Here is a 26,319-nt window from a genome sequence, read left to right on the forward strand (position 1 = left end):
GAATGGAAGAAATTAAACAGTTCATTGACAGCATCCATCCAATGAGTGATTCTGATTGGAATCTATTTTCTTCAAAGCTCCACAAGGAAAAACTAGGGAAGAACGCTCCAATTATAGAGATGGGAGCCATCGAAAACTACTTATCCTTTATATCTAAAGGGATAGTAAGGTTTTATATCCCACATATCGAAAACGAATTGACTTTTGGATTTCTATTTGAAAATGAATTTGTGACTGCCTATGACTCTTTTATTACCCGCACTCCTTCTCCTTATCAGATAGAAACACTGTCCGACACTACGCTATGGCGAATATCATTCGACGACCTTCAAGAAATCTATAAAGAAACCAAAAGTGGAAATTTGATAGGCCGTAGAATGGCAGAGAACATGTTCTTGATCAAATCCAAAAGAGAACTGTCCCTACTCAACAAAACCGCTGAAGAACGCTATCTAGACCTGTTCCAAGAGCGACCCAAATTACTCCAGCAGATCCCATTAAAGTACATCGCATCATATATAGGTGTCACTCCTCAGGCTCTCAGCAGGATTCGCAAACGCATTACTTAACCTAGGTTCATTGTCTACTCTAATATGATTTATTCCCTTTGTAATCGAATCAAAAGAAGACAAAATGAAACCATTAGTAGTACTCCTATCAAGCTTTGTGATTGCTGTTTTTGTGATAAAACTGATTAGCAAAGATTATAACTTTACCTTATCAGCCAGAATAGCCATGTCTGTTATGCTGTGTTTTACGGCCATCGGACATTTCATATTTACCAAAGGAATGTCAATGATGATCCCGCCATTTATTCCATTTAAGACAAGCCTAGTTCACCTTACAGGACTATTCGAAATTCTTTTAGCGATTGGCTTACTCGTACCAAACCTAAAAATGGTAAGCGGATGGGCATTGATCATATTCCTAGTATTGATGTTACCAGCCAATATTAACGCTTCGGTTCACCACATCGATTATCAAAAAGGAACATTCGACGGAAATGGCCTTTCCTATCTCTGGTTCAGAATTCCATTACAACTCCTCTTTATTGCTTGGACATACTTGAGCTCTATACAAATTTTTTAAAGTAGAAATAATCTATCTTAAAATACCTTGAAAATTAAATGTCGTATTAAGGAATAAGACTACCATTACACAATGGTTCGTAGAGTAAGATGAAGGTTAGATACCAGAAACGCAATTAAATAGACGATATTGAGATTAAAACCAAAAGAGTAAATAATATGGAGCAATTGAATTCGGATCAAACGTGAATTCTTATGCAAATTAGAAAACATCTCAACTATCAAAAGTCAAGTAATAAAACAACATTGTAGTTATCATTATTGAGTGTTGTCTCAATATACCATTGAATTCCATCATCCAAGTAATTTAAACTCCCTTCACCTTCTATTGTATTTTTCCCTGCCCCAAAGCACTTCGTATCGAGAGAGTTAATCATCTGAAGTTTATAAGTTCCTTTGTTTTGGACGACTAGTATCAAATAACACATGAGATAATTATTGTCATTACTATAAATTGTAGTTACAAAACCTCCTCCATTTGAATCAATTGTTACAGGGTAAATAGGATCGTTATTACTTTGGTACCCATTTATAGTAACTAGGTTAGAAACTGTTATGCTACCTGACAGTGAAGAGAGATTATACACCATAAACTCAATTCTAGCTTCATTTTGTCTGGGTCTATACCTCTTGACAATTAGGACTGAGATAGCAACTGCACAAAACATCAGTATTAAACAGCGATATCTACAAATAATAATCGTCCTCATTGAGAATTATAAATACAATAGCCATGATTCAAATTATCAAACTTGAATCATGGCCGATCTATTCTATTGTAAAAGCTTAATCACCAACACGTGCCACGCTAACATTGATAACATAAGACAGGTCAGTTATTTGAGTTTCAAAAGCCCAAGTAAACCCTTCCCAGATGTCTGTTGTACTACCATTGTCGTTTAGTTTATACGAAGGTCCGCCATTTCCTATTTGAAAAGATGCGCTCCTTTCAGACATAGAGTTATTGAATTTTACGCTACATCCAGGGATTTCTTGAACTACGTAATTCACTTTCCCAATTATACCTTGACGAGAGGAAGTAGCTGCTCCTTCTACAGATTCCTGTCCACCGTTTGTACCTACATTCATTGGAAAATCACCTTGAGGTGTTGTTATTTCTCCTTGAGTTGCAGAAGCATTAGTAATAGACATTGTAGCAGGGTGGCCTGCTGTAGTTTGATTGGTCATTTGAACAGTTACTGTTCTTAAATTGCTCATTATTATTAAGTTTAAAATTTGCCCTACTCTATTTATTACAGGCTTTTCGGGTTCTGCCCTGTATTCAAATACAATTAGTAGCTACCGAATTGAGTATTGTTTTTGATTACGATTCAAGGTTAAGGCCTGAAGGGAGGATAATGAAAATTAATGTATGAACATCAATATATTCTGTGTGAGTGTCCGTCTTTACTGTATGTGAAGAACATATCCATTGCTAACGGTATAATCTGTAATCCATATAAGTATACTTCTACGGTAATGTAAATTCACCTTGTTTACTCAAGACAAGTAAAAAGAAACTATTACATAGTAATGAAGCTCTCTAGCCAAAGTATACAGCATATCTTTGGGATTTTATTTAATGTTCGCTCCAAGAGGTGGGGAATTAAACACAATGACCGCCCTGCGATTAAGTAACAATTGAGAATATGAAAAGAATACTTTTTGCACTGATGATCTTAGCTGCAATGGCTTCATGTAAGCGTCAGAATCAAGTCAAAAATGAACAAGTAATTGAAAAGGTAACGACCGAAAGCATAATCGATTTACCCGGAAAGACGCTAGAGTATGATTACGGAGATTATGTCTATCAAATAGACTTCAAGTCGGACAGCATCCTACACTGGGAATGTATCAAGGGAGATGAAAAAGGAGCCAATGCTGATGAAAACTATGCAACGCAGCGTCTAAATGCCCATACATTCTTCATCTCTTGGGTTGAGGAAAGTGGTCTAGGTGTAAGCCAAGTCATTAACTTAAAAGAAAATGTAATCAACTGCTACTTGAAAATAGACAAAGACATAATTCCTCTCGAAGGAAAAATTCGTGAAATATGAAATTCACGAAATGTGCTAGTAAGTACATCATGAGCTAATATGCTTATGATGTACTTATCCACTTTGACTTAATTCAAGACCAAGGTTAAACACTTTAAATCAACTAACCTTCTCTATCCTCACCTTCACTGACTTACTTATAGGTGTATTACTTTTATCCGCAAACTGATCATGAGGGATCAATACATTAGCCTCGGGGAAGTAGCAAGCTAAGTTGCCTTTTGGAATATTGTAAGGAATCACTAAGAAGTTCTCTGCTCTACGAACTTGTCTATCATAGGTACTAGTCAAATTGACCACATCAGACTTTTTCAACTCTAACTCTTTTGCTTCATCAGCATTGATCATGACTACCCTCCGTTCATTGAAGATACCACGATAACGATCATCCAGCCCGTATATAGTAGTATTGAATTGATCATGTGTTCGGATTGTCATCAACAAAAATTCATCCTTATCCAGATCATGAGCAGGTAGCGGTGTCACACTAAATTTAGCCTTTCCACCTGGCAACTTCGAGAAGTCCCCCGTTCTAGTATGATTTGGAAGGTCAAAGCCTGCCTTCTTAGCCCGCTCTGAATAATTGTCAAAACCATTAAAAACTTGTGATATTTTCTCTCTAGTCAGATCATAGTTGATCCCCAACTCCAGCCATTGGATCTTCGACTCATCACCGAAGTAAGCCTCAGCCATATTGGCCACTATCTCTGGTTCGCTCATCAAGTTATCAGACGCAGGCTGCAACCTACCTTGCGACTGATGAACACGCCCCATGCTGTTTTCCACTGTCACAAACCTCTCCTTACCGTTAGTCTTATCCGCCTCTGATCTACCCAGTGTAGGCAAAATCAAAGAAGTCTTACCTGGCACCAAGTGTGTTCTATTGAGTTTGGTACTAATTGACACAGTCAGATTACAATTCATCAATGCCTCTCCAGTGTAAATAGTATCAGAAGCCGCTGACAGGAAATTCCCTCCAAGCGCAACAAAAACCTTAGCATCTCCCTCATGCATCGCTTTGATACTATGCACTACATCCAGCCCTTCCTCAGCTGGCGGTTGAAAATCAAAAACTCTTTCAAAGGACTCGTTCAGTTTCTTAGAGACATGGTGTGTGATACCTACCGTTCGATCACCTTGAACATTGCTGTGACCACGAACGGGACAAGTTCCTCCTCCCTTGATACCTATGCTACCTTTGGCAAGAAGTAAGTTGACACAAGCCTTGATGTTATCCACACCATTCTTGTGCTGAGTAAGCCCCATCGCCCAACAGATGATAATTCGCTTATTGTTAGCCAATAGCTCTACGCATTCATCAACCTTCTCAGCGGATAGACCAGTCAACTCAAGTAACTCATTCTCCGAATATTGATCTAGCTCTGCCAGTACTTCTTCAAATCCTTGAGTCTTTTCTTCTATGAATTTATGATCAAATACACCACCCCTTTCAACATCTAAATCCGCCAGTTTTTTCAAGAGGAGTTTCAAAAGCGCTACATCTTGATTGATACGAACCTGTAGAAACAGATCCGTAATCGCAGTTCCATTAGCGATTATCCCTTTGGGTTCTTGCGGATTTTTGAATCGCACAAGCGCAGCCTCTTCCAAAGGATTTACAGTAATTACCTTACCACCCTTAGCCTTCAGTTTCTCCAGCGCTGACAACATCCTTGGGTGATTAGTCCCTGGATTTTGCCCAATGACCATGACTACCTCAGCATCTTGAAAATCATCCAAAGTCACAGACCCCTTACCTATACCGATAGTTTCGAACAATCCTGCACCACTAGACTCGTGACACATGTTAGAGCAATCAGGCATATTATTAGTACCGAATGCTCGAATGAACAGACCGTATAAAAACGCAGCTTCATTACTAGATCTCCCAGAAGTGTAAAACACGCCTTGATTAGGATCATCAAGTTGTTTCAATTCATCAGCGATCACCTGAAAAGCCTCCGACCATTCAATAGGTTCGTAGTGGTGACTTCCCGGACGTAGGATCATCGGGGCAGTGATACGCCCACTTTTACCAATTTGAAAGTCAGTCCAGTTAGACATTTCAGTGATAGAATACTTCTTGAAGAATTCTGGAGTCACCCTTTTGTTAGTAGCCTCTTCAGCAATGGCTTTCACTCCATTTTCACAAAACTCTCCTAGAGACGAACGGTGCGTAGGATCTGGCCAAGCACACCCAGGACAATCAAAACCTCCTTTTTGATTCAGCTTCGACAGAGTAGCAATAGACTTTGCAATCCCCATCTCTTTCATCGCATGACCCAAGGCTATTTTAACCGCAGGAAGTCCAGCAGCATAGTCCTGCGGTTCTTCAATTTTAATATCTGTAAAATCTGTAGGCCCTACGATGTTGATGTCTCTCATTTAATGAAAAGTTTGAAAGTCTATAAAATTAAAAATAGATGCTGATCACCTTTAAAGGTATAGTGAAGGAATACATCACTTAAGTTGGTCAAAGAAAACAAGAGTATCCACCAAGTGCTCTTGCCAATACTCCCACTGATGTCCTCCTTCAAATTCCTCGTACGTATGATCGATGGCCGCCTCAGTCAAGTCTGCATGTAGCTTTCGGTTATACTCGATAAGCTCATCTGCATTACCACAATCAAATCGCACAGGAGGAAGAGTATCAAGATTTTCCTTCATACAAGTGAAAACATCTTCGTCTTGCCTATCACTTTGGTGATAATGCTCAAGAGGCTCTTCCACAAAAATCTTCATCTGTTCAATCTCCGTGATGCTACTATGTCCAGATATCCCAGCGTACTGCTTACCATACTTAGCCCCTACTCTCAGAGCACCGAACCCTCCCATTGACAATCCTGATATGAAAAGCTTCGACTGGTCTGAGGTCTGAGGGATATTCTCTCTGACTGCGGTAGGCACATCTTCTGCAATCCACTTCTCAAAATGGAACCCATCATGAGCATTGTAAGCCGAACCATCTCCCCAAAGTCCATCAGATGGCATTGCCAATACGACAGGTTGGATTTTACCTTCGTCTATCAATCGCTGAGTAGTAATATGAGCCGCACCCATCATCGCCCAGATCCATGCACTCCCATAGACCCCATGCATCAGTGTAACTATAGGTAAATCTTTATGCTCTCCTTTAGGAACAAATACACAAATATCTCCACGACCTTTGAGATTTGGCGTTTTGACCGTAATGAAACGAAGGCCATTATCAGCTTCAAATTTCGGGTTGGACAGCTCTGTAGTTTTAAATTTTGACTGGGTCATTTCTCAAGTTTTTTGGTTGTCGTGTCTTTGCAAATTTACGAGCCCGCTCGTGATGATCTAGGAAACAGACACAGTTTACAGCACACAAAAGAGGTCTACTACTCATTCAACCTCTTTCTTTATTTTGTTTAAAAAGTTATCTTTTCTGTTTTGTTAATGATTTTTATCATACAATTGAGAAAAGAATACACAACTATTGAGCTATGAAGGCGGTACTGGAGAAGGTAATTACGGAAGATGAGTCCTCTATCCGAGCATTCAAATACTCTGCTGATGAGTTTGATGCCCCATGGCATATTCACCCTGAATATGAACTCACCTACATCCTGAAAAGCACCGGAATCCGCTATATAGGAAACAATATTTCTGACTATCAGACGGGCGAATTAGTCTTAATAGGCCCCAACCTACCTCACTGCTGGAAAAACGAAGAACACCAAAACGAAAAAGCTGAATCATTAGTCATACAGTGGCCTGCCGAACTCTCAAATTCCCTTCTTCAATACAGAGTAATTCAACATGTAATGAGTAATTCGGGCAGAGGAGTTCTATTTAGAAATGCTGATAGCATCGAAATTGTAAAAAAGATGCAAGCCATCATTGACGCAAGTGGTCTCAATCGATTTGTGAGATTTGCAGAATTGCTTCAAACAATGGATCAATTAAAGGACAAAGTCATACTCGCTGGAGAATCATATGCCTATGACCAGTCCAATGAAACCACTGACCGGATAGAAACTGTACAGAACTATGTCGACCAGCACTTTTCTCAAAAAATCAAGTTGATCGATGTAGCTAACCAACTCAATATGACGGAGCAGTCTTTTTCCAGATTCTTTAGCAAAATCATGCAAAGACCATTCTTTGTCTACCTCAATGAATACCGGGTGAATAGAGCCAGTAGATTACTACTAGAAACAGATTTACAAGTCGCTGAAATAGGCTACAAATGCGGCTATGAAAGTTTACCCTTCTTTTACCAGCAGTTCAAAAAATTCAAAGGTTACTCACCCCTAGGTTTTAGAAAGATGTACCGAAGAATCAAATAGGGTTTTCTCAAGATTTCATCCTGCTTTTTATCACACTTTACATGATTCAAATCATAATCACGACAAAATACTTACTTATTAAACTAAAATAAAGAACGATCATCGCATTTGATTCTACGTCTTTTGTATCGTCAAGTGGCTAGAAACTTGACCAACCGAAAGACAATATCAAAATGAGTGAAATGAATAAAAGTGAATTTCCTGATCCATTTGAAAAAGCGCGTGAAGAACGAGGATTTGGAGAAGTAAACGATCAGAACGATCCAGTCAAAATGTTGCTCAGACTCAAGGACGTTCGTAAGACGGCGCATAATTGGAAAACTTTCCAGTCTGGCGCTGAACCTGGTCGAATTGTTGTTCCTTCGGAAGTAAACATCAGAGACACTCGACAAATACCCTTTGAGGTAGACCCACCTGAGCACAAAGGATATAGAGACCTAGTCGAACCTTGGTTCAAAAGACCTCTCGAGGCTGAATATCAAGAAAAACTCACTGAAATCATCAGTGGTGTAATAGATGAAGCCCTAGAACAGGAAGAAGTAGAAGTAGTAGAAGATTTTTCTCTAAAACTACAATCCAGAGCACTAACATTGCTTTTAAACATCCCCTATGAAGAATCCGAAGTATGGATCGGCTGGGGAAAGCACGTATTTAGAAGTGAAGACACTGACCTAGATGCTGACAAAGCCAATATTCTATACGATTACCTAGACAAGCAAATCGACAAAGCAATGGAAAATCCCGGCGAGGATTTGTATTCTGTGCTTTTAAACTCTGAAGTTGATGGTAGAAAACTCACCAAAGAAGAAGTAAAAGGTGTAATGATTTTGACATTCGCTGGAGGAAGAGATACAGTGATCAATGCAGTCACTAATTCAATCGCTTACTTCGCCGAGCATCCCAAATCTTTACAAAGACTAGCTGCCGAACCTGAGATCATAGGCAAAGCCGTGGAAGAACTGGTGAGATATTTTGCTCCATTGACGCACATGGGTCGTGTCGTCACAGAAGACACACAAGTATGTGAGCATGCTGTCAAGGCTGACTCAAGAGTCTCTCTATGCTGGGCTTCGGCCAATAGAGATGCTAAAGTATTTGAAAACCCAAACGAAGTTGTAATAGATAGAAAAGTGAATCCTCATGTAAGCTTTGGATTTGGAACTCACAACTGTCTAGGCGCCACTCACGCCCGTCAAATCTTAGCGATTCTTTGTAAGGTATTAGCTGAAAAGGTTGGTTCTATGGAAATCACCAGCGCAGACGAAAACATTGAAGACTGGGACGAATTCAAGCGCAAAGTGGGGTTTGACAGTATCAATGTGAAGTTTAATAAGAAATAATATTTATTCCGTCACTTAGATAGGCTTAGCGAACGCTAGACTTTAGCAGATCTCTTTATAAAGTCCTCCTCTTTATTGGCGAAATTGAAGAAACATAAAAAATTACTCAAATGGCAAAAATTACATTTATAACTAGTGACAACGAAACTATCGTTGCAGAAGCTGACTCAGGATCAGTAATGGAATTGGCAGTAGCCAATAGCGTTTCAGGTATTGACGGAGACTGTGGTGGTGTGTGCTCATGTGCTACATGCCATGTCCATGTAGATCCAGACCATGTTTCTAAGACTGGCGAAGCAAGTGAAATCGAAGCTGACATGCTAGAACTAGCGGACAATTACAATGAGAGAAGCAGACTATGTTGTCAAATAGAAGTAAGTGACAAGTTGGACGGTGTAGTCTTACACGTAGCTAACTAAACCAATGTCAACAAGTACTAATGATCAAACTTGCGTCATCATAGGCGCAAGTCATGCTGGAGTCAACTTTGCATTTGCTCTGCGTAAAGAAGGCTGGGAAGGCGATATCATCATCTATGATGTAGACCCTGTATTGCCATACCATAGACCTCCTTTATCCAAGGCTTATCTTACTAGTGATGACGGAATTGAAAAAAACCTTCTCAAATCAGCAGAAAGCTACGAGAAAGAGAGTATTACACTCAAACTAGGATCTTGGGTAGAATCAATAGATCGTGAGGCCAAAAAAGTGTCTCTCAAAGATGGCGAAAAACAGCACTATGATAAACTAGTCATCGCCACAGGAGCAAGACCTATCATCCCTCCCATAGAAGGGCTGGCTGATGCACAAAATGTATACCCTCTCAGAACTGCAGCAGATGTAACCAATATTCGTCAGGCTATCAATGAAGGTGCCCAAAAAGCAGTCATCATAGGAGCAGGCTATATTGGGTTAGAGATCGCAGCTTCCATGAAGAAACTAGGTGCAGATGTGACCGTCATAGAACGTGAAGATAGAGTCTTGGCAAGAGTGACCTCTCCTGAAATGTCTAGCTTCTTTGAAACTCTTCATGCTGACAACGGCGTCAAAATAGAAGTTGGTAAAACAGTCAACAAAATAAAAGCTGGAGACTCTGGTAATCTTGTAATCACTAATGATGACAAAGAATACAAGGCCGATGTCATAGTAGTAGGAGTAGGAATCAAGGTCAATACCGAACTAGCAAAAGAAGCAGGTATCGAAATAGACAACGGAATCAAAGTCGATTCATCAGCTCGTACCAGTGATCCTCATATATATGCTATCGGAGACTGTACCTACCATCACAATCCCCACTATAATAGATACGTCAGACTAGAATCTGTTCAAAATGCAGTAGACCAAGCCAAAATCGCTGCGGCTTCGATCTGTGGCAAAGAAGTTAAATATGATGCCATACCATGGTTTTGGTCAGATCAATTTGATGTAAAACTCCAAATGGTGGGACTAGCAGAAGGCTACGACGAAATCCTAATCCGAGAGGAAAATACCGAAGGGTATAAATTCTCCACATGGTACTTTAAAGGTGACGAATTACTAGCAGTAGATGCTGTAAACAATGCAAAAGCATATGTAGTTGGCACCAAGTTCATCAAAGATCAAAAAGTCATCGACAAAACCAAGTTGGTTGATTCATCCATTGACTTTAAGCCAGCAAATCTGCTAGCCGAATAAGACAGTAGTAATAAGTAGTAATAGTTTTGAGAGCGAGTAGGTAGAAATATCTACTTCGCTCCAAACTTCTCCAATAACCTTTCACGCTTCTCTTCATTCAAGTGTACGTCCTCAGCCAGCTGTAGCAATGTATCCTCATCTATAGAACTAGCATATAACATCTTATAGACATCCACTATACTGATACCATCAACATACTCTACCAGTTCCATCTTATCACCTGCTTTGACCTCTCCCTCTTCCAGTACTCTCACATATACACCACTGTAAGTAGAATTGAGAAAGTGCTTCAAGACACCTTGATCGTCAAATCTAATTCCTAACTTAAAACACGGCTCTCGTGGCTCAGACACTTGGACCAATGCCCCTCCGATTCGATAAGTAGATCCTATCGTTATTTCAGTTTCATCCAGCCCTTCTACAGTCAAATTCTCACCAAACATCCCAAAAGGCAATTCCTTCTCAGGGTATAATTCCTTCCAGTGAGTATAATGCCCTGCACTGTAGAGATAGCATGCCTTGTCATAGCCACCATGATATTTTCTATCAATCACATGATCCCCCTTCACATCACTACTACCTAGGTAAATACCCTCTTCTACTGATTCTTTAAATATACCTGTTTGAACAGGCTTACCACGCCAGATCACTTCACGCTTCTGACCCACATTCGTCGATACGATTTTCATATAAGTAATTTAGTACTACTTCGCATTGGGATACAAAATTTGCTCAGAATTGCTCCCGTTCATTACTCCCAGATCCATGATCTTAATAGTCCCATCATCTAGTTTCATTTCACCAGATTTCAAATCAAAAGTAAGCGTCTCATTTAAATAAGCCTCACACTGATCACCATTGGCATAATGAATCAATATCACATTAAACTGAGGCGGATAGATCATAGTGATCACTTCTGGCCATAGCAACTCAAAGCTATGAGGCTCACATCCTCCTCCATACCCTACCTCCACTAATAAATCCGTACCTTCGATTCGAGCATCCATCATTTGAAAAGAATCAGAAACTTTTTCCCCATTACTTATCTTGGTCGCTACATCTCCATATAAAGACTGCCCTATTGCAGTAGACCGATCATCCTGATCCGTCTGTGAGGTAGAATCATCACATTGACTCATTGCTGCCGCCAATACCACTGCAAATACTATTTGTAAGAAATTCATACACTTAGAAATTATCAACATCATAAAGATCGCTCAATCAAACATAGTATTCAAGCTATGAATCTATACAAGGATTAAATACTCACACCCATCCACAACAACCTCCATGAATAGTCCTAAAAAACAACACTTACAACACCCTAAAGCATACTTTAATCTCCCGAGACCACACTTCAGATTCCCCAAAGCATACTTCAAATTCCCGAGACCATACTCCAGATTTCTCAAAGCACCATTCATCTTCCCATTAGCGCACTTTCAATTCCCAAATCCATACTTCATTTGCCTATTAGCTCACTTCCTATTCCCGAAATGATACTTTATCATCCTATGAGCATAATACACATCACTAATAGCATACTATCAGTATCCAAGGGCATACTTTAAAAATCAATGCTTATAATCAAAGAGGAAAATCAATTCAGAAACTATGCATTAGTCAACACAGATCATACAGCCTCAAACTCTTCCCCGTCCTTAGATTTCTTATTCTTAGTCCAATCCTCTTCATTCTTTATCTTGTGATTGATATCTTTTTCAATATCAGCCACGATATCCAAGGAGGTCTTAGCAATAGTTTTCGATGGTGCTTCTAAACCCTTTGCCCTTTCACTCAATGATGGATTAGCTTTTATTTCTATAGTCGGACCTTGTTGTGAGGGTAGCTTAAACGAAGCTACTTTATTATTGAGACCTTTAGCCACTGACGATAATTCATTAGTTCGGTCATCGAATATTTTCATACTAGAGCTCATCTGAGAAGCTGAAGCAGCTACTTCTTCAGTACCAGCAGCAGTCTGCTGAGCTACCACTACGATACTTTCAATATTATTAACAATCTCTTTGATCTCATTTTTTTGATCTTTAGTATTAGCCAAAATATCTTCAGACATACTCAAGGTATCTCTAGAAGCCATCTGCATCTCTTCAAACACCTTTCTAGCATTTCCCGAAGTCTTAGTTCCTTCCACTACATTATCGTTCATTTCCTGTATAGCTGCCGCGGCCAGAATAGTATTCTTTTGCACTGAATCGATCAGTAACTCTATATCCCGAACAGAACTTCTAGAATCATCAGCTAATTTCCGAATTTCTTCAGCCACTACCGCAAACCCTCTTCCTGCATCACCAGCCTGAGCAGCTTCAATAGATGCATTTAGAGCTAAAAGGTTAGTCTGAGAAGCAATATCCTTAATCAGTCCTAGGACTTTTGCAATTTCACCAGATTGCTTTTTCAACTTACCAATTGCCTCTGAAGTATTTTCAGAAATCACACTCATTCTGTCAAGTGTCTTTGCTACCTCATTAGACATTTGTGCGCCTAGTTCAGAGTTTTCCACCCCCTCAATAGCCGAATCATGAATACTTCTTGATTTCTCGATCATGCCTTCATAAGAATTCAAAATACTTGAAACTAAATTTGAAGACTCATCTACCTTATTCACCTGCCTCATGGCTCCAGTACTTATCTCTGAGATTGCAGCAGAGATTTCTTTCATGCTAGAGTTTATTTCTTGACTGCCCTCAGTCATTTCCTCAGATGAACTATCGACAACATTGGAAGTATCTGATATGCTATGAATCAACTCTCCTAAATCGTGTAGAGATTTATTCAGTTTGTCTTTTATTGCCTTGATATCTCCACTTGCATTCGACTCGTAGCGAACGGTCAAATCCCCTTCCGCAAGGCCATTAGCGATTTTTTCTATGGAGGAAAGAGGTTGTGCCAACGTCATGATTAGATTATTGATTCCAACGGACAACTTCTCCCATGCTCCTTGTTTGCCATCAGTATCAATTCTTGCTTTCAAACTGCCCTGAACATCTACCTCTTTGACAGTCATCTTGATTTCCTCAAGTACAGATTCGAGGTTATTCTTCATGGACAATAAACTATGCCCCAACACATCCTTTTCACTCAAGAGATTCAGTTCCATATCAAAACTTCCCGAACCTACTGCCTCTGCAAATGCAGTCTTTTCTTTTAAACCCTGAGTCAAAGTATTTAAAGCAAGGTGAGCACGTCCCAATTCATCCTTTGAGTTTACTTTTTCCTCATTAGGAATCTCTCCCTTTGCTAGCATTACCGCACTATGATTAATACGATTAATATTTTGAGTAATCTTATACACATGCTGTGTCAAAATAAAAATCCCTGTAGCAATAAGGATAACAAAAAGCCCTACTAAGCCTAATAGATTTCTTTTGATCTCAGCACCGATAAATTGATTGTTTTTTGAAATAAAGTCATCCACATAGGGTGAAAAATCGTGAATTGCGTTTCTCAACTCTCCATGCAGACCATCGTTTTCGTTCAGTCCAATCTCTTTTTGCAACCCAACGACTTTCATAAAGTCTTTTTCGTAATTGGCTATCAAAGCCAAAATCTCATTTCTCTGTGCCGGATAGTACCTCCCCACTTTATTGATATGTTCTTCAAAGTCTTTTACTCCAACACTAAACTTGTCAACATACTTTAAATCACTCCTCAAAAAGAAGTCTTTCTCATGACGACGCAGCATTAGCATATAAGCCTTGTCGTACTTCATATCCATACCTTCCACATTATGAATAGCAGATCTCAACTGACCAATCAATCCATAATCCTTGAAACCTTTAGCCCTTATCAGCTTGGCCAAATCATTGAATATAGTGATGTAGTTGTTCAGCAGTAGTTTCATACTATCTGCCTTGACCTCTGAAATAGTATGATGTTCACTTATACCATCTATCTTCAGAACAATATCTTTGGATAATTGATTAATAGAAGCCAGATAGGCACTTTCTCCAGTTTCAAGATACACTGGATTCTTTCCTTCTCGGACCAGAAAGTCCTTTTCGTATTTTCTTAGCTCAAGTGTTTCAGATTTAATCACATGCAGTACTTCTTTCATAGCATGTAAATCCAAAATACTCTGGATCGTAAAATACGTCCAAATACCAAAAATCAATGTAAGAGCATACGGAATCAAAAACTTCCCCGTCAACCCTCTAAACAAATCCATAAGCTAGTTATTATTAACTCAATAATATAGCACAAAACTAACATCGTATTAATACTATAGAGTTATGCAATTGTTAAGCATAGAAATATTATTTGCTTTAAAAAGGTTATTTTTTATCATTGACAAAAAAATCTTAGATTAGTAACATATTATAACCTCTCAAAAATGATTAACCGATCCAAACCCTTTACTAGAAACAGTAAATTGGTACCTTTTCAATCAAGAACTATATCTAATTTCTTATGTGTACTTACACATGGGGATTTTTTATACTAACTAAAATCAATTTCAAATTATGAAACAAATACACAGACTTACCTCTCTGGTCATACTACTTGTTATGACGCTAAATGTCTCTGCCCAGCAAAAAGTATGGGAAAGAGATATGACAGATTTCGCCTATCAAGTAGGCTGGATGGAACAAACCAATGATGGAACTATAATCGCTGCCGGAGCAAAAGGCCTCTTTGCCATGGACAATAAAACCGGTGCTATCAAATGGGGCAATGAAACATTGAAAGGAGTTCCAAAACAATCATTTCAAAACATCGCTTCTTTACCGATTTTCCTTGTTGACGCGCCACTGAAAGGAATAGAAGAATCTCTTTCAGGAGGTGTTGAAGCAATGAAATCAACTGCAATAGATTTACTGGCATCTGGCGCAAGAAGTGTTATCATCAATTCTGCGACTGGTAGAATCGTGTATGATACTCAGGAAACAGGCTATAGAATTAAAAACTATAGATTCCTTGAAGATAAGCTTTGCCTTCTTTTTGAAATGACTTATGAAGGCGATGCCTATATCATGAAGTTTGACTTGAAAACAAGATCGGAAGCATGGAAGACTAAAATCGGCGGTACGGCTAAAGGTGGTTTAGGCAAAGCTCTAAACACATTAAAGGCTGGAGGGTATATCAAAAACGACATCATGTTTACTAAAAGTGGAAACATGGTTTTTTGGGCAACAAATCTACTTCCATCGGAAGAAGGTGGTAAGAATGACCACATCGTAGCACTAAACTTCGAAACTGGAGAAAAAGCATGGATTACTAACCCTACAAAATGGATTGCTAATTTAGTTTACTCTCCTTTGAACAATCAACTTTACATGGGTCGAGCCTTAAGTAAAAAGTTGGTTGTTTATGATCCAGAGACGGGGAAAGATATCACTCCTGACAAGCTAAAGTTAAGAGGACAACTGATCGATGTTATTCCTGACATTGAAGGAAGAGACAACTTAGTGCTTGTTGAGACTGAAGGATTCAACCTAATAGATCCTAAATCTAACACCTTTAAGTGGAAAAAAAGTTTCAAGATCCCTGGCATGACAGAAGTTGTTCCAGATCCTAAAGGGTACATAGCTAACGGACCGACCAAAAAAGGTTCTGAAATTTCATTAGTTGATACTGATGGAAAATCTATTTGGGATAGTAAAGTAAAAGGACTTAGCTACTACGTTACTCCTTCTCCAAAAGGAGTTCTTTACATCACTAACGAAAGGTCAAACATCCTTGATTACGCAAAAGGTAAGGATTATTGGAAAAAGGATGTGAAATTTAGAGCTATTCCAGCAGTAGCATATGATGATAAAGAAGACGTAGTTATGCTTTTTGAGAATAAAAAAGGCTACAAATTTGATCTTAAGTCAGGAGATATCGAGCAATTCGCCGAAGATGTAATTTTAGAAGATGTAAACAAAAAAACACCTTTGGAAGCAGAAGCTATCGATGCGGGTTACTTTATCTATGATGATCAGCACGTGTCTTTGGTAGATAGAGATGGCAAGTTGATTTACACTAGCTATTACAAGCCTCTTAAGAGTTTAAATTATCTAGCTCTTGCTTCAAGTGTTGCGAAAACTATGGGATATGACATCGATCTTGAAGGAGCAATGGAAAATCTAAATAAATTGAAAGCTATCTCAGCTGGAGCAAAAGCACCTATGGATAAACAAGGTAGTGCTGCTAAAGTAACGAAACAATACGGCGGATCAGTAGAAGTAGATGGCAAAACTGCAGTTGCGTTAGATATCTCGGTAAGCCGATTCTTCAATTCTCAGCAAACTAAGGAAAGTGCTTTTTTAACTTCTAAAGATGACCAAGGTAAAAAGAGTATTTTCATGATTGACAAAGCTTCTGGAAAGGAAATAGGAACTATCGAATTGATAGAAAAAGAACCTGATTACGTGATTGATGAAGTTGACAACCTTGTATTTGTTTGTGAAAAGCAGAAAACAATTAAAGCATATAAAATGAAATAAACTCATTTTGATAAAATATATTAAAGCAGCTCTAATGGGCTGCTTTTTTCTTTTCAAAGAAAACCTCGAGCATACACTCGAGGCTATTCTCAACTAACCTAAACCATATATCTTAAGCTGAAGCCTCCTCCAATTCAGGAGCAGCAGGAAAATCTACAGGCACCTGAGTCGCACCATGTAAAAAGTTGCTTACCGTCTTTTCGCCTATTAATACAATCGTATCAACCAAATTCGCTTTGCTATAACCTGCAGATAAGAAGCTATCCACCACATCAGCATCAGGTTTACTTCTATTGATTACTGCATTTTTCACAAACTTTGCTAGAGCATCAATTTTCGTATCGAAACTAACTTCTCCACTTCTAATTTCTAAAATCTCCTCGTCAGAGAATCCATTCATCTTACCAACAGCTGTATGAGCTGCTAAACAGTAAGCACAAGCATTTACTTCACTGACAACTAGATTTACAACCTCTTTTTCTTTGTTAGTAAGAGTAGTCTTTCTGCTTGCAAACCCTAGATAGTCACCCAAAGCAGTTTCAGAGTGAGCGTATGATGCATATAAATTAGGAACGAATCCTAGTTGATTTTTCAAATTATCGAAGATCGCTTGATTTGCTGGTGATACTTCGTCTCTTGTAGGTACATTAAAAGTTGCCATATTACTATCAGTTTTTGTTGTGTTTAAAAGTTTTATTTTCTGATAGTATTAACTCCAGTTGTCGTGCTAGGTAAGAGGACATTTTTCCCTAGGAGTTGGTGATTATTCCTGAATTATAGATTTCCTATAATCTATTGGTGAACTTCCTGTAACCTTCTTAAACATCTTAGTGAAAGACGAAACATCTTCAAATCCTAAATCAAATGCGATTTCTTTCACAGTCATATTAGTCATGGTCAGCATCCGCTTACCTTCCAGTACGATCCTTTCATGAATTATCTTTAATGGAGTTTTCTGATTGTACAGTTTAAAAAGATTAGAAAGGGTCTTAGGAGACTTGAACAACAAATCTGCATATTCTGATACTTGCTTCAGTTCCTTGTAATTTTTATCCACTAACACATTAAACTTTCTGACAATATCTATTTGATCATTTTTCAATTCCCTAGTAATCAATTGCTCTTTTGCTAATCGTGTGCATTTAATAATCAAACGCTTCAAAAGCATCTGCAACATTTCTCCTTGAATATTATCCTTCGTTTGAAACTCATCAATAAAGACATTTAGCAAAGTCTCAAGCTTTCCTTGTTCTGTCTCATCCAATGTTAAAATAGGAGTATCCTGAGTACCAAAGAAAATTATTCCATTGCACGACACTTCTTCATCATGGTCTTGAATACAGTAAAACTCCCTATTGAATGAGAACACTAATAATTGAGAAGAATTATCTACCCATACATTCTGTAGAAAAGTACTAGTTGTTAATTGATTGGATTCTAGTTCTATTGGGACATTATCTACCGTGATGAGCTGCTTCTTACTACTCCTATTCCAATAAATATGAATGTAGTCGTTCTTAGGGATCTGATCATTTTCTGTAATTAATGATATCTGATCTGTGAGCCTAAGACTAGACTCCATAGGACGCCCTTTGTATTCGTAAAACATAGTTTCTTTAACTGAAGAGTGCGAATGTAAGTTCAATTCTTGTCTTAAAAGGCCAAGAGTTGAGTATTAAACATTGATATTCAAAGTTTAGCATTAGATATTCAATATTTCGGCCTACCTTCGCACTTAACCTAAAACTGGGTGCCCCTCTTTAGAAATACTTAATTCGTTTCTTAGTAGCTGTATCGATTTTTATGTTACAAAGACTGACTAAGTCAGAATCGAAGCTATTGAACCAAAATGAATCTCGTTTTTTTCCTTAGTATTTTGCCTTAGTCAATTGTTGATTTTTAACAATTAGTATGGCTAAATCGAATAATAGCTTTAGGAAGAGACAAAAAGCAGAGAAAAAAGAGAGTAAAAAAAACTCAAAGAAAAATAGATAAAAAAGACCAAGAAACTAGCGGAAGCCTTGAAGACATGATAGCTTACGTTAACGTAATTTGGCAACATAGTAGACGAACCAACTAAAGAACCAAAAGAGAATTAATATTTTAGAATTATGAACACAGGAAAAGTAAAGTTTTTCAACGACGAAAAAGGATTTGGATTCATTAAAAGAGATGACAACGGACAAGATATCTTTGTTCACGTGTCTGGTCTTGTTGATGAAGTAAGAGACAATGACAGCGTTGAATTCGAAATTGAACAAGGAAAAAAAGGCCCAAATGCTGTACGTGTACGCGTAGTATAAGTACAGAATATAAGATTTATTCCAGCCCTGCTTTGGTTATTCAAAGCAGGGCTTTTTATTTCCCTTCAGTGACTATGATGTATACTTGAAGCCAGAGATCTAAGTCTTTAGCACCCTTTCACACAATACTGATAGTCTGAACTTAATTGTCCTTCTTCTAAAAACTGAAATTCTATTCGATTGACATCATACTTGTTTTCAACTAAACTCTTAATATTAGTTCCTAGTTGATTCAAGATAGTTTTTGTTGGCGCAGTTTTACTATCTGCAGAATAGTAATTATAAACTTTGACGGTCAACTTAGTTCCGGACTTATCAATATCTGCCCATATCATCTCAGCATCTATATCTCCTAAAATATTAGATAAAGAAACTCTATCTGATCCAGTAAATCTTTGAGAGACTTCTACAAATTCACTTTTGAGAGTACTGGCCGAGGCTAATGATAAAACAATAACTAAAGCCAGAGCAGCTTGGGAAAGCTTACAGATTTTCATCTTTTACGATTTAGAATGTTTATGAAATTTTCAACTGGTGGTTTCTATTTCTCACATTCCACTATCAAAAGTAAGAATTTTATTCTAATCCTAAAAAACGAAAAAACCCGATAGTTCTCACAACCATTAGTAGTAGAGAACTATCAGATTTCTATTCCTGATCAACAATACCTTTTGACCTTTGGATGTTACTCGAAAGCAACTAGACATTAGTCCATTGACTTAACTTCGTCATTCAATGCTTCAATAGTAGCCTTAGCATCTCCAAATAGCATTTTAGTCTTGTCATGGAAAAATAAAGGATTTTCAATTCCTGAATAACCTTTGCTCATACCCCTTTTCAATACGACCACTTGTTTTGAATTAAGTAGCTCTAGTACCGGCATCCCATATATCGGGCTGCCTGGATCATCGAGTGCAGATGGATTGACTACATCGTTGGCTCCAACTACTAGGGAAACATCCGTGTCAGGAAATTGACTATTCGCATCCTCTAGATCTTTTAGCTTGTCATAGGAAACATCAGCCTCAGCTAATAATACATTCATATGACCTGGCATACGACCAGCGACTGGGTGAATCGCATAGTTTACATTCACTCCTCTTTCGGTCAATGACTTATCTAGTTCCTTAGCTGCTTTTTGAGCTTGAGCCACTGCCATACCATATCCTGGGATGATCGTTACATTCTTAGCATATCTCATCATAATCGCAGTATCGTTTGCTGTTGTTTCTTTCACAGTACCTTGATCTCCACCTGCTGCTGAAGCTGACGAACCTCCAAAACCACCTACTATTACATTGATCAAAGATCTATTCATGGCTTGACACATGAGTACTGTCAGGATAGTTCCTGAAGAACCTACCAAAATACCTCCTAGAAGCATCACCATATTTCCATAAACAATACCAGCTAAAGCTGCAGCTACACCTGTCAAGGCATTGAGCAATGATATCACAACTGGCATATCAGCACCTCCAATCGGCAATACAAAAGTAAATCCGTAAATCAGTGAAACACCTAAAATTATGAATGGTAGGTAACCGATTTCCCCAGTCATAATCACTTCATAAGCCATCAATCCAAGACATAGAGCCAACCAGATTAGATTGAAATAGGATGAAATTCCACTTCGCCAGTCTTTTACTTTTCCTGATAATTTTCCATATGCTATCAAAGACCCCGTGAATGCTACTCCTCCTATGAATAATGCTAGATACGTAGTAGCTATATAGCCTTTAGAGACGTCAGCAGTAAAATTGCTTATCTCTACCATGGATATTGCAACTGCACAGGCTCCCCCAAATCCGTTGAAGAGTGATACCATCTCTGGAATGGCTGTCATTTCTACTTTCTTGGCTACGACAAGACCTATAATAGATCCTATAGCTAATGCTATCAATATAAGAATGTAATTTCCATGGTCGTTTTCAATTGGCTCGACCATAGCCGTAAGGATTGCCAGTCCCATTCCGACTGCAGCAATTATATTCCCTTTGGCCGCAGTAGCTGGACTGCTTAGCCTTCTTAGCCCTACAATCAAAAGTACTGTAGAGACAATGTATAATAAACTAAGGTGCTCCATAATTATTTCTTCTTAAACATTTCCAACATACGATTGGTCACTGCATGACCTCCAGCCACATTGATCATAGCTAGTACTATACCGATGAATCCAGCGCCCAAAGCAACGTAATCATCTGAGGCTGATTGTCTCATTAGTACTATTGCACCTATGATGACAATGCCACTAATAGCGTTTGAACCGGACATTAATGGAGTGTGAAGAACTGTTGGTACTTTGGAAATCACTTCGAATCCTAAAAAAATGGTGATGATCCACAAGTTTATAGTCAATACATTATCTGTTAGATAATTTAGTATCTCTTGCATAATAAAATGAATTAGTAATGAGCGACTAGTATTAAAATCGAACTATTAGCACATTTCACCAATAGCTGAATCCAAAACCAATCGCGATAAGATTAGTTAAGCTACTACAGCCTCTTTGACTGGTACTAGTAGTGTATTTGCGACGATTTCATTGTCATAGGGTATATTATCAACACCTTCCTTCATCACAAATGACAAGAAATTGAAAATGTTGTTGCTATACACGAAACTTGACTGTGTTCCCATATGGTTATGCAGTTTGGAATCTCCTATTACTGTCACTCCTTCTACTTTAACAGTTTCATCGTCTTTGGATACTGCTACGTTTCCGCCACTGGCAGAAGCCATATCGACGATCACAGAACCTGCTTTCATGGCTTTCACTGTTCGCTCCTCTATCAAAAGAGGTGCTTCTCTTCCTGGAATATTCGCTGTAGTAATCACGATATCAGCTTTCAATGCAGTCTCGTGAATGAGCTCTTTTTGCTTAGCGATGTACTCTTCAGACTGCTGTACGGCATATCCCCCGGCACCTTTATCTTCTTGAGCTCCTTCTACTTCTATGAACTTAGCTCCAAGGCTTTCTACCTCCTCTTTTACGGCAGATCGTACATCAAACGCATCTACCATAGCGCCGAGACGCTTAGCCGTAGCGATAGCTTGAAGACCTGCAACACCTGCTCCTAGGATCATAACTTTAGCTGGAGGAATAGTTCCTGCCGAAGTAGTCATCATCGGAAGATATCCTGCAAAGTGATCTGCTGCTAATACCACAGACTTATAGCCTGCTAGTGAAGCCAAAGAAGACAATACATCCATAGACTGAGCGATAGTAGATCTAGGAAGCAGGTCTAGGCTAAAAGCCTTGAGCCCTGAGTTCTTCAATGCAGTCAATAGTGGAGAATCCACTCTAGCATTGAACTTCCCTACGACAAATGCCTCTGGGTTGAATTGCTTGATTTCATTGATCTCGATGCCACTGACTGTGGCGATAATAGAAGCTGTATAGATTTTTTCTCTAGAGACGATTTTCGCTCCAGCTTCTTCATACTGTTGGTCGGTGTAGTTAGAAGCCAAGCCTGCGCCTTTCTCCACCCATACTTCGTAATCGCTTTTTATATATTTGGCGACAACTTTTGGTACCAAGGCGACCAAATTCTCCTCAGTACACTTCAAAACACCTATTACCATTGCTACTGTTTTAAGGTATTATAAATCATACGTTACTGCCCCCAATAGATACCTCCTGTACCTGAAAGAGCGGGCGCAAAGCTATAGGTAATTCACTTAAAACTACGTAGTTAACGCAGATTTATTTATGATAACAGGGTGCTAAACGACCAGTAAACAACTGTATATCTGTAAGTTAATAGAAAAACATGATTTTAATTATCTGCGTCTGAATGACAGGAATTGTTATCGTCTTTTATTAAAGTTTTTTCGTTTTTTGGAAAAATTTGACTTCCCGTTTCGCTTGCTTGAAGCTTTTCCTGCTTTGGTAAATGGCTGCTCTTTCATGACATCATTGACAATTTGTTTGCCGAGTAGTTTCTCTACTAAATCTCTGCGCCCTTTGTTGAGCAGCTTATCTTTGATACGTTGTTGATATTCTTTTTTGTGCCAGAAGAAGAACATGTGTTGTGAGCGCTTTTCTTTCTCTGTTTTTGGCACATACATACGCTGCATGGTGTAAGGATGATATCCAGAATAGTAAATCACCGTAGCTACAGTCATTGGTGTGGGTGTGAAGTCTTGTACTTGCTCTAGCATGAACCCCATATCTTTGGTCTCTGCTGCAAGATTAGCCATGTCTTGTTCTTCACATCCGGGGTGACTAGAAATAAAATAAGGAATCAAAGGCTGATTCAACCCATGCTTTTTATTGACTTGGTCGTATTTCTTTTTGAAATCATGAAAGTGCTTGAAGGATGGTTTACGCATGATTCGTAGCGTATCATCTGCTGTATGCTCTGGTGCAACTTTGAGGCGACCTGATATGTGGCGACTGACTACTTGATCCATGTATTCGTCTATGCTGTCGTTTGCTTCTTTGTTGAAACTCTTGACTAGAAGGTCATAGCGAATACCACTTCCTACAAATGCTTTTTTGACTTTTGGATGCTTATCTACCTTTCTATAAAGTTCGGTCATCGGTGTATGGTCGGTATCCAAGTTGCTACACACTACTGGGTGAATACATGATGGGCTTACACACTTGTCACAAATCTCTTGTACTTTACCTTTTAAGCCATACATATTGGCAGATGGACCTCCAAGGTCTGAGATATAGCCTTTGAAGTCTGGCATACTGGTCACCTGATCAACTTCTTTCATAATCGACTCCTTACTACGACTAGCGATAAACTTACCTTGGTGTGCCGATATGGTACAGAAGCTACATCCCCCAAAACAGCCTCTGTGCATATTGATCGAAAACTTGATCATCTCATAGGCAGGAATGGCTCCTCGCTTCTTGTACTTTGGATGTGGCATACGGGTGTATGGCATATCAAAAGACTGATCGATCTCTCTTTCTGTCATCGTATAGTACGGCGGATTAATGACTACATTGTAGTCTCCTGCTGCCTGTACGATTCGGTCAGCCTTCAACTTATTGGACTCTTGCTCTACATGCTTGAAGTTGGAGGCGTATGCTTTTTTATCTCTTAGACACTTCTCGTGGTTGTTGAGTGCTACGGTTTTCCATTCACTATCGGGAATAGGTTCGTGCCTTGGTGTCAAATAACTGGTCTGAGGAATATTTTGTATTTGATCGAACGGTACACCTTTACCTACCAGTCTCAATAAGTCCCTCAAGGGTTGTTCTCCCATTCCATATACTAACATATCGGCTCCACTGTCTACCAAAATCGAAGGCATCAGTTTATCTGACCAATAATCGTAGTGCGTCACTCTTCTGAGACTAGCTTCTACACCACCGATTACTACTGGTACATCTGGATAAATTTCTTTTAGGATCTTGGTGTAGGTGATGGTCGCATAGTCTGGTCTGAATCCTGCCTCTCCTCCTGGGGTGTAGGCATCGTTGCTTCGTTTACGCTTGTTAGCCGTGTAGTGATTGACCATAGAATCCATACAGCCAGAGGTGACACCAAAGAAGTATCTTGGTTTACCAAACTTCTTAAAGTCTCTCAAATCATCGCGCCAATTAGGCTGAGGGATGATTCCGACCCTTAGACCTTCGCTTTCTATGATACGTCCTATCACTGCTCCACCAAAAGCAGGGTGGTCAACATAGGCATCTCCAGAGATGATAACGACATCGAGTTCGTTCCACCCTTTTTCTTGCATTTCTTTTTTGGTGATGGGAAGCCAGTCTGTGATTGGGCGATTTTGCTGCATTTTGCAAAGGTAGCTAGATACTTGACTTATTGGTTACTGTTCACGACCAAGGGGTGAGAAATAAGGTTGGATATTTGAATTTAAGACTAAGCCATCGATATCCAACTCTTCACAGTAACGTAACTTACCCTTCTAAAATTAATTACAAAAAATATCTGATTTTACACTTCATTTAAAATAAAACAATAATAAAACTGTAACGAGAGATGTTGATATCTGATTCGATAGCTTACTTTATTCTTATGTACTCTTTAAGGTTTTACAGCAAATGAAGTTAGAAGTGCAATCTCAATAGATGCCAGAAAATACTGTTGGCATTAAATTGTAATTACTAGACGTTCTATTAAATCGAGAATTTACAAGATAGGATGCAGAAATTGAATTCCTCAATCTTGAATTATTTTCTAGGTTAAACAGATTTTCCGTTGGTTATACTTAACTTCAAAAATTAGAGTCATTGTTAATTAATTGAATATCATTAAAATTAACATAAAATTCATTACTTAAAAGACCACTATAATTATAGTTTGTTCGGTCTCTACTCCAAGTTCTAGTTTTGAAGTCGTACTTATCAGACTTAGGTGGATTAGCTATTTCATATCGAGGCATAATAGAAACCCATAAATGTTCTCCATGTCGTCCAGCTTCGGTCATCGAAGAGTCTTTATCAAGACAAATTCCAACAAACGAAGATTGCTTTTTAAAAAAGAATTTCTCATGAACAGAATTAACTCTACAGAAATCTACTGTATCCTCTCTTCGATACTTAATTTGTCGTTGTTCGTAATCCTCAAGCTTTCTTCGACCCTTTTTGTAGAATTTTAATTGATAAACGTTCTTTTTTACAAAAATGGAATCCCCAATTGTCAGATTATTCCATTCATTAATTAGTTCAGACTTGTACTCATTATGAATGCTAGATCCCCAACTTACAAGTAAGACGAATATTGCAAATATGCTAAGAGTAATAATTAACAGAGGCTTTCGATAGCTATATCCTAATTCTAAAAGTTCTTTAATAAATAAAATGTTATCTAGCATAAAAGATAAGTTTAGACGTCTAAATCGATTCGAACTGGTTTTACTAAATTTTATAATCTCCCAGAATTAAAATAATGAAACCTAATCAAATCATACACAACTTGTTCCCTTTAAAAAAGTAGTCGAATTCAACCCTTAACTAACTGAATTTAAAATATTTATAATCACACTCAGAATAACGATTTGTTGATAAGGTTCGTGCTTCTCAATTCTATTCAATTTTAATTACCTCAATATCAAAAATGATCACTCTGAGTAGAGCTAAGTTTCTGAAATAAGCCTAAATAAATATGCTCTTGT

At 38.4% G+C, this 26,319-nt stretch carries 24 protein-coding genes; 9 read left to right on the forward strand and 15 right to left on the reverse strand.

What is annotated here, in order from left to right:
- The first annotated feature begins 2 nt into the window (after nucleotides 1-2).
- Together DKG80_RS13450 and DKG80_RS13455 are read left to right on the forward strand one after the other, a co-directional pair.
- Nucleotides 3-569 (forward strand): Crp/Fnr family transcriptional regulator, encoded by a 567-nt coding sequence (locus DKG80_RS13450; protein WP_109831873.1) that lies wholly within the window; start codon nucleotides 3-5, stop codon nucleotides 567-569.
- Between the two features lie 64 nt (nucleotides 570-633).
- Nucleotides 634-1,089: a DoxX family protein gene (locus tag DKG80_RS13455; RefSeq protein WP_109831874.1), complete on the forward strand. Its 456-nt coding sequence runs from the start codon at nucleotides 634-636 to the stop codon at nucleotides 1,087-1,089.
- 220 nt (nucleotides 1,090-1,309) lie between these two features.
- Here the strand turns inward: DKG80_RS13455 and DKG80_RS13460 are convergent, their stop codons facing one another.
- Nucleotides 1,310-1,678: a hypothetical protein gene (locus DKG80_RS13460; RefSeq protein ID WP_162555877.1), complete on the reverse strand. Its 369-nt coding sequence runs from the start codon at nucleotides 1,676-1,678 to the stop codon at nucleotides 1,310-1,312.
- Nucleotides 1,679-1,874: 196 nt separating this feature from the next.
- Nucleotides 1,875-2,306 carry a hypothetical protein gene (locus tag DKG80_RS13465; protein ID WP_109831876.1) on the reverse strand — a complete coding sequence of 144 codons (432 nt, stop codon included), beginning with the start codon at nucleotides 2,304-2,306 and terminating at the stop codon, nucleotides 1,875-1,877.
- Nucleotides 2,307-2,737: 431 nt separating this feature from the next.
- Here DKG80_RS13465 and DKG80_RS13470 point away from each other — a divergent pair, with 431 nt between their 5' ends.
- Nucleotides 2,738-3,145, forward strand: a complete 408-nt coding sequence (locus DKG80_RS13470) for a MoaF-related domain-containing protein (protein ID WP_109831877.1) — start codon at nucleotides 2,738-2,740, stop codon at nucleotides 3,143-3,145.
- Between the two features lie 99 nt (nucleotides 3,146-3,244).
- Here DKG80_RS13470 and DKG80_RS13475 read toward each other — a convergent pair whose 3' ends face one another.
- Both DKG80_RS13475 and DKG80_RS13480 read right to left on the reverse strand, forming a co-directional pair.
- Nucleotides 3,245-5,530 (reverse strand): FdhF/YdeP family oxidoreductase, encoded by a 2,286-nt coding sequence (locus DKG80_RS13475; RefSeq protein WP_109831878.1) that lies wholly within the window; start codon nucleotides 5,528-5,530, stop codon nucleotides 3,245-3,247.
- Nucleotides 5,531-5,605: 75 nt separating this feature from the next.
- Nucleotides 5,606-6,409, reverse strand: coding sequence for an alpha/beta hydrolase (locus DKG80_RS13480; RefSeq protein ID WP_109831879.1), 804 nt, complete (start codon nucleotides 6,407-6,409; stop codon nucleotides 5,606-5,608).
- Nucleotides 6,410-6,612: 203 nt separating this feature from the next.
- On the opposite strand from DKG80_RS13480, the gene DKG80_RS13485 reads away from it, so the two are divergent.
- From DKG80_RS13485 to DKG80_RS13500, 4 genes are all read left to right on the forward strand, one after another.
- The gene (locus DKG80_RS13485; protein WP_109831880.1) at nucleotides 6,613-7,458 is read left to right on the forward strand and encodes an AraC family transcriptional regulator; all 846 of its coding nucleotides are present in this window, start codon (nucleotides 6,613-6,615) and stop codon (nucleotides 7,456-7,458) included.
- 182 nt (nucleotides 7,459-7,640) lie between these two features.
- Nucleotides 7,641-8,798, forward strand: coding sequence for a cytochrome P450 (locus DKG80_RS13490; RefSeq protein ID WP_109832054.1), 1,158 nt, complete (start codon nucleotides 7,641-7,643; stop codon nucleotides 8,796-8,798).
- Between the two features lie 110 nt (nucleotides 8,799-8,908).
- Entirely contained in the window at nucleotides 8,909-9,217 is a 309-nt protein-coding gene (locus DKG80_RS13495) for a 2Fe-2S iron-sulfur cluster-binding protein (RefSeq protein ID WP_109831881.1), read from the forward strand.
- A 4-nt stretch (nucleotides 9,218-9,221) separates the two neighbouring features.
- Entirely contained in the window at nucleotides 9,222-10,472 is a 1,251-nt protein-coding gene (locus DKG80_RS13500; protein WP_109831882.1) for an NAD(P)/FAD-dependent oxidoreductase, read from the forward strand.
- A 50-nt stretch (nucleotides 10,473-10,522) separates the two neighbouring features.
- On the opposite strand, the gene DKG80_RS13505 is transcribed toward DKG80_RS13500, so the two are convergent.
- The 3 genes from DKG80_RS13505 to DKG80_RS13515 form a co-directional block, all read right to left on the reverse strand.
- Nucleotides 10,523-11,161, reverse strand: coding sequence for an MOSC domain-containing protein (locus DKG80_RS13505; RefSeq protein WP_109831883.1), 639 nt, complete (start codon nucleotides 11,159-11,161; stop codon nucleotides 10,523-10,525).
- Between the two features lie 15 nt (nucleotides 11,162-11,176).
- Nucleotides 11,177-11,656, reverse strand: coding sequence for a hypothetical protein (locus tag DKG80_RS13510; protein WP_162555878.1), 480 nt, complete (start codon nucleotides 11,654-11,656; stop codon nucleotides 11,177-11,179).
- Between the two features lie 449 nt (nucleotides 11,657-12,105).
- The gene (locus tag DKG80_RS13515; protein WP_109831885.1) at nucleotides 12,106-14,661 is read right to left on the reverse strand and encodes a methyl-accepting chemotaxis protein; all 2,556 of its coding nucleotides are present in this window, start codon (nucleotides 14,659-14,661) and stop codon (nucleotides 12,106-12,108) included.
- 295 nt (nucleotides 14,662-14,956) lie between these two features.
- Here DKG80_RS13515 and DKG80_RS13520 point away from each other — a divergent pair, with 295 nt between their 5' ends.
- A complete protein-coding gene (locus tag DKG80_RS13520) occupies nucleotides 14,957-16,921 on the forward strand; it encodes a PQQ-binding-like beta-propeller repeat protein (RefSeq protein ID WP_109831886.1) in 1,965 nt (654 codons plus the stop codon).
- A gap of 112 nt (nucleotides 16,922-17,033) precedes the next feature.
- On the opposite strand, the gene DKG80_RS13525 is transcribed toward DKG80_RS13520, so the two are convergent.
- Nucleotides 17,034-17,582, reverse strand: a complete 549-nt coding sequence (locus DKG80_RS13525; RefSeq protein WP_109831887.1) for a carboxymuconolactone decarboxylase family protein — start codon at nucleotides 17,580-17,582, stop codon at nucleotides 17,034-17,036.
- Nucleotides 17,583-17,684: 102 nt separating this feature from the next.
- The gene (locus DKG80_RS13530) at nucleotides 17,685-18,503 is read right to left on the reverse strand and encodes a helix-turn-helix domain-containing protein (protein WP_109832055.1); all 819 of its coding nucleotides are present in this window, start codon (nucleotides 18,501-18,503) and stop codon (nucleotides 17,685-17,687) included.
- Between the two features lie 529 nt (nucleotides 18,504-19,032).
- On the opposite strand from DKG80_RS13530, the gene DKG80_RS13535 reads away from it, so the two are divergent.
- Entirely contained in the window at nucleotides 19,033-19,224 is a 192-nt protein-coding gene (locus DKG80_RS13535; RefSeq protein ID WP_109831888.1) for a cold-shock protein, read from the forward strand.
- Nucleotides 19,225-19,331: 107 nt separating this feature from the next.
- On the opposite strand, the gene DKG80_RS13540 is transcribed toward DKG80_RS13535, so the two are convergent.
- The 6 genes from DKG80_RS13540 to DKG80_RS13565 all read right to left on the reverse strand — a co-directional run bounded on the left by DKG80_RS13540 (nucleotide 19,332) and on the right by DKG80_RS13565 (nucleotide 26,019).
- Complete coding sequence (locus tag DKG80_RS13540; RefSeq protein WP_109831889.1) at nucleotides 19,332-19,721, reverse strand: hypothetical protein; 390 nt, start codon at nucleotides 19,719-19,721, stop codon at nucleotides 19,332-19,334.
- 209 nt (nucleotides 19,722-19,930) lie between these two features.
- Nucleotides 19,931-21,307 (reverse strand): NAD(P)(+) transhydrogenase (Re/Si-specific) subunit beta, encoded by a 1,377-nt coding sequence (locus DKG80_RS13545; protein WP_317048735.1) that lies wholly within the window; start codon nucleotides 21,305-21,307, stop codon nucleotides 19,931-19,933.
- Between the two features lie 2 nt (nucleotides 21,308-21,309).
- Complete coding sequence (locus tag DKG80_RS13550) at nucleotides 21,310-21,615, reverse strand: NAD(P) transhydrogenase subunit alpha (RefSeq protein ID WP_109831891.1); 306 nt, start codon at nucleotides 21,613-21,615, stop codon at nucleotides 21,310-21,312.
- Nucleotides 21,616-21,711: 96 nt separating this feature from the next.
- Complete coding sequence (locus tag DKG80_RS13555) at nucleotides 21,712-22,806, reverse strand: NAD(P) transhydrogenase subunit alpha (protein ID WP_109831892.1); 1,095 nt, start codon at nucleotides 22,804-22,806, stop codon at nucleotides 21,712-21,714.
- A 225-nt stretch (nucleotides 22,807-23,031) separates the two neighbouring features.
- Nucleotides 23,032-24,978: a YgiQ family radical SAM protein gene (locus tag DKG80_RS13560; protein ID WP_109831893.1), complete on the reverse strand. Its 1,947-nt coding sequence runs from the start codon at nucleotides 24,976-24,978 to the stop codon at nucleotides 23,032-23,034.
- Nucleotides 24,979-25,419: 441 nt separating this feature from the next.
- Nucleotides 25,420-26,019: a hypothetical protein gene (locus DKG80_RS13565; RefSeq protein WP_109831894.1), complete on the reverse strand. Its 600-nt coding sequence runs from the start codon at nucleotides 26,017-26,019 to the stop codon at nucleotides 25,420-25,422.
- Nucleotides 26,020-26,319: the final 300 nt, after the last annotated feature.

This window comes from Reichenbachiella versicolor, from assembly GCF_003171675.1.
GTDB lineage: Bacteria > Bacteroidota > Bacteroidia > Cytophagales > Cyclobacteriaceae > Reichenbachiella > Reichenbachiella versicolor.

Bases quoted from the DNA above. Each gene is read 5' to 3' on its own strand.
- DKG80_RS13475 (WP_109831878.1), bottom strand. From the start codon at position 5,530: ATGAGAGACATCAACATCGTAGGGCCTACAGATTTTACAGATATTAAA.
- DKG80_RS13495 (WP_109831881.1), top strand. From the start codon at position 8,909: ATGGCAAAAATTACATTTATAACTAGTGACAACGAAACTATCGTTGCA.
- DKG80_RS13485 (WP_109831880.1), top strand. From the start codon at position 6,613: ATGAAGGCGGTACTGGAGAAGGTAATTACGGAAGATGAGTCCTCTATC.
- DKG80_RS13515 (WP_109831885.1), bottom strand. From the start codon at position 14,661: ATGGATTTGTTTAGAGGGTTGACGGGGAAGTTTTTGATTCCGTATGCT.
- DKG80_RS13520 (WP_109831886.1), top strand. From the start codon at position 14,957: ATGAAACAAATACACAGACTTACCTCTCTGGTCATACTACTTGTTATG.
- DKG80_RS13550 (WP_109831891.1), bottom strand. From the start codon at position 21,615: ATGCAAGAGATACTAAATTATCTAACAGATAATGTATTGACTATAAAC.
- DKG80_RS13535 (WP_109831888.1), top strand. From the start codon at position 19,033: ATGAACACAGGAAAAGTAAAGTTTTTCAACGACGAAAAAGGATTTGGA.
- DKG80_RS13545 (WP_317048735.1), bottom strand. From the start codon at position 21,307: ATGGAGCACCTTAGTTTATTATACATTGTCTCTACAGTACTTTTGATT.
- DKG80_RS13480 (WP_109831879.1), bottom strand. From the start codon at position 6,409: ATGACCCAGTCAAAATTTAAAACTACAGAGCTGTCCAACCCGAAATTT.
- DKG80_RS13560 (WP_109831893.1), bottom strand. From the start codon at position 24,978: ATGCAGCAAAATCGCCCAATCACAGACTGGCTTCCCATCACCAAAAAA.
- DKG80_RS13565 (WP_109831894.1), bottom strand. From the start codon at position 26,019: ATGCTAGATAACATTTTATTTATTAAAGAACTTTTAGAATTAGGATAT.
- DKG80_RS13465 (WP_109831876.1), bottom strand. From the start codon at position 2,306: ATGAGCAATTTAAGAACAGTAACTGTTCAAATGACCAATCAAACTACA.
- DKG80_RS13455 (WP_109831874.1), top strand. From the start codon at position 634: ATGAAACCATTAGTAGTACTCCTATCAAGCTTTGTGATTGCTGTTTTT.
- DKG80_RS13500 (WP_109831882.1), top strand. From the start codon at position 9,222: ATGTCAACAAGTACTAATGATCAAACTTGCGTCATCATAGGCGCAAGT.
- DKG80_RS13450 (WP_109831873.1), top strand. From the start codon at position 3: ATGGAAGAAATTAAACAGTTCATTGACAGCATCCATCCAATGAGTGAT.
- DKG80_RS13530 (WP_109832055.1), bottom strand. From the start codon at position 18,503: ATGGAGTCTAGTCTTAGGCTCACAGATCAGATATCATTAATTACAGAA.
- DKG80_RS13490 (WP_109832054.1), top strand. From the start codon at position 7,641: ATGAATAAAAGTGAATTTCCTGATCCATTTGAAAAAGCGCGTGAAGAA.
- DKG80_RS13525 (WP_109831887.1), bottom strand. From the start codon at position 17,582: ATGGCAACTTTTAATGTACCTACAAGAGACGAAGTATCACCAGCAAAT.
- DKG80_RS13540 (WP_109831889.1), bottom strand. From the start codon at position 19,721: ATGAAAATCTGTAAGCTTTCCCAAGCTGCTCTGGCTTTAGTTATTGTT.
- DKG80_RS13510 (WP_162555878.1), bottom strand. From the start codon at position 11,656: ATGAATTTCTTACAAATAGTATTTGCAGTGGTATTGGCGGCAGCAATG.
- DKG80_RS13470 (WP_109831877.1), top strand. From the start codon at position 2,738: ATGAAAAGAATACTTTTTGCACTGATGATCTTAGCTGCAATGGCTTCA.
- DKG80_RS13505 (WP_109831883.1), bottom strand. From the start codon at position 11,161: ATGAAAATCGTATCGACGAATGTGGGTCAGAAGCGTGAAGTGATCTGG.
- DKG80_RS13460 (WP_162555877.1), bottom strand. From the start codon at position 1,678: ATGGTGTATAATCTCTCTTCACTGTCAGGTAGCATAACAGTTTCTAAC.
- DKG80_RS13555 (WP_109831892.1), bottom strand. From the start codon at position 22,806: ATGGTAATAGGTGTTTTGAAGTGTACTGAGGAGAATTTGGTCGCCTTG.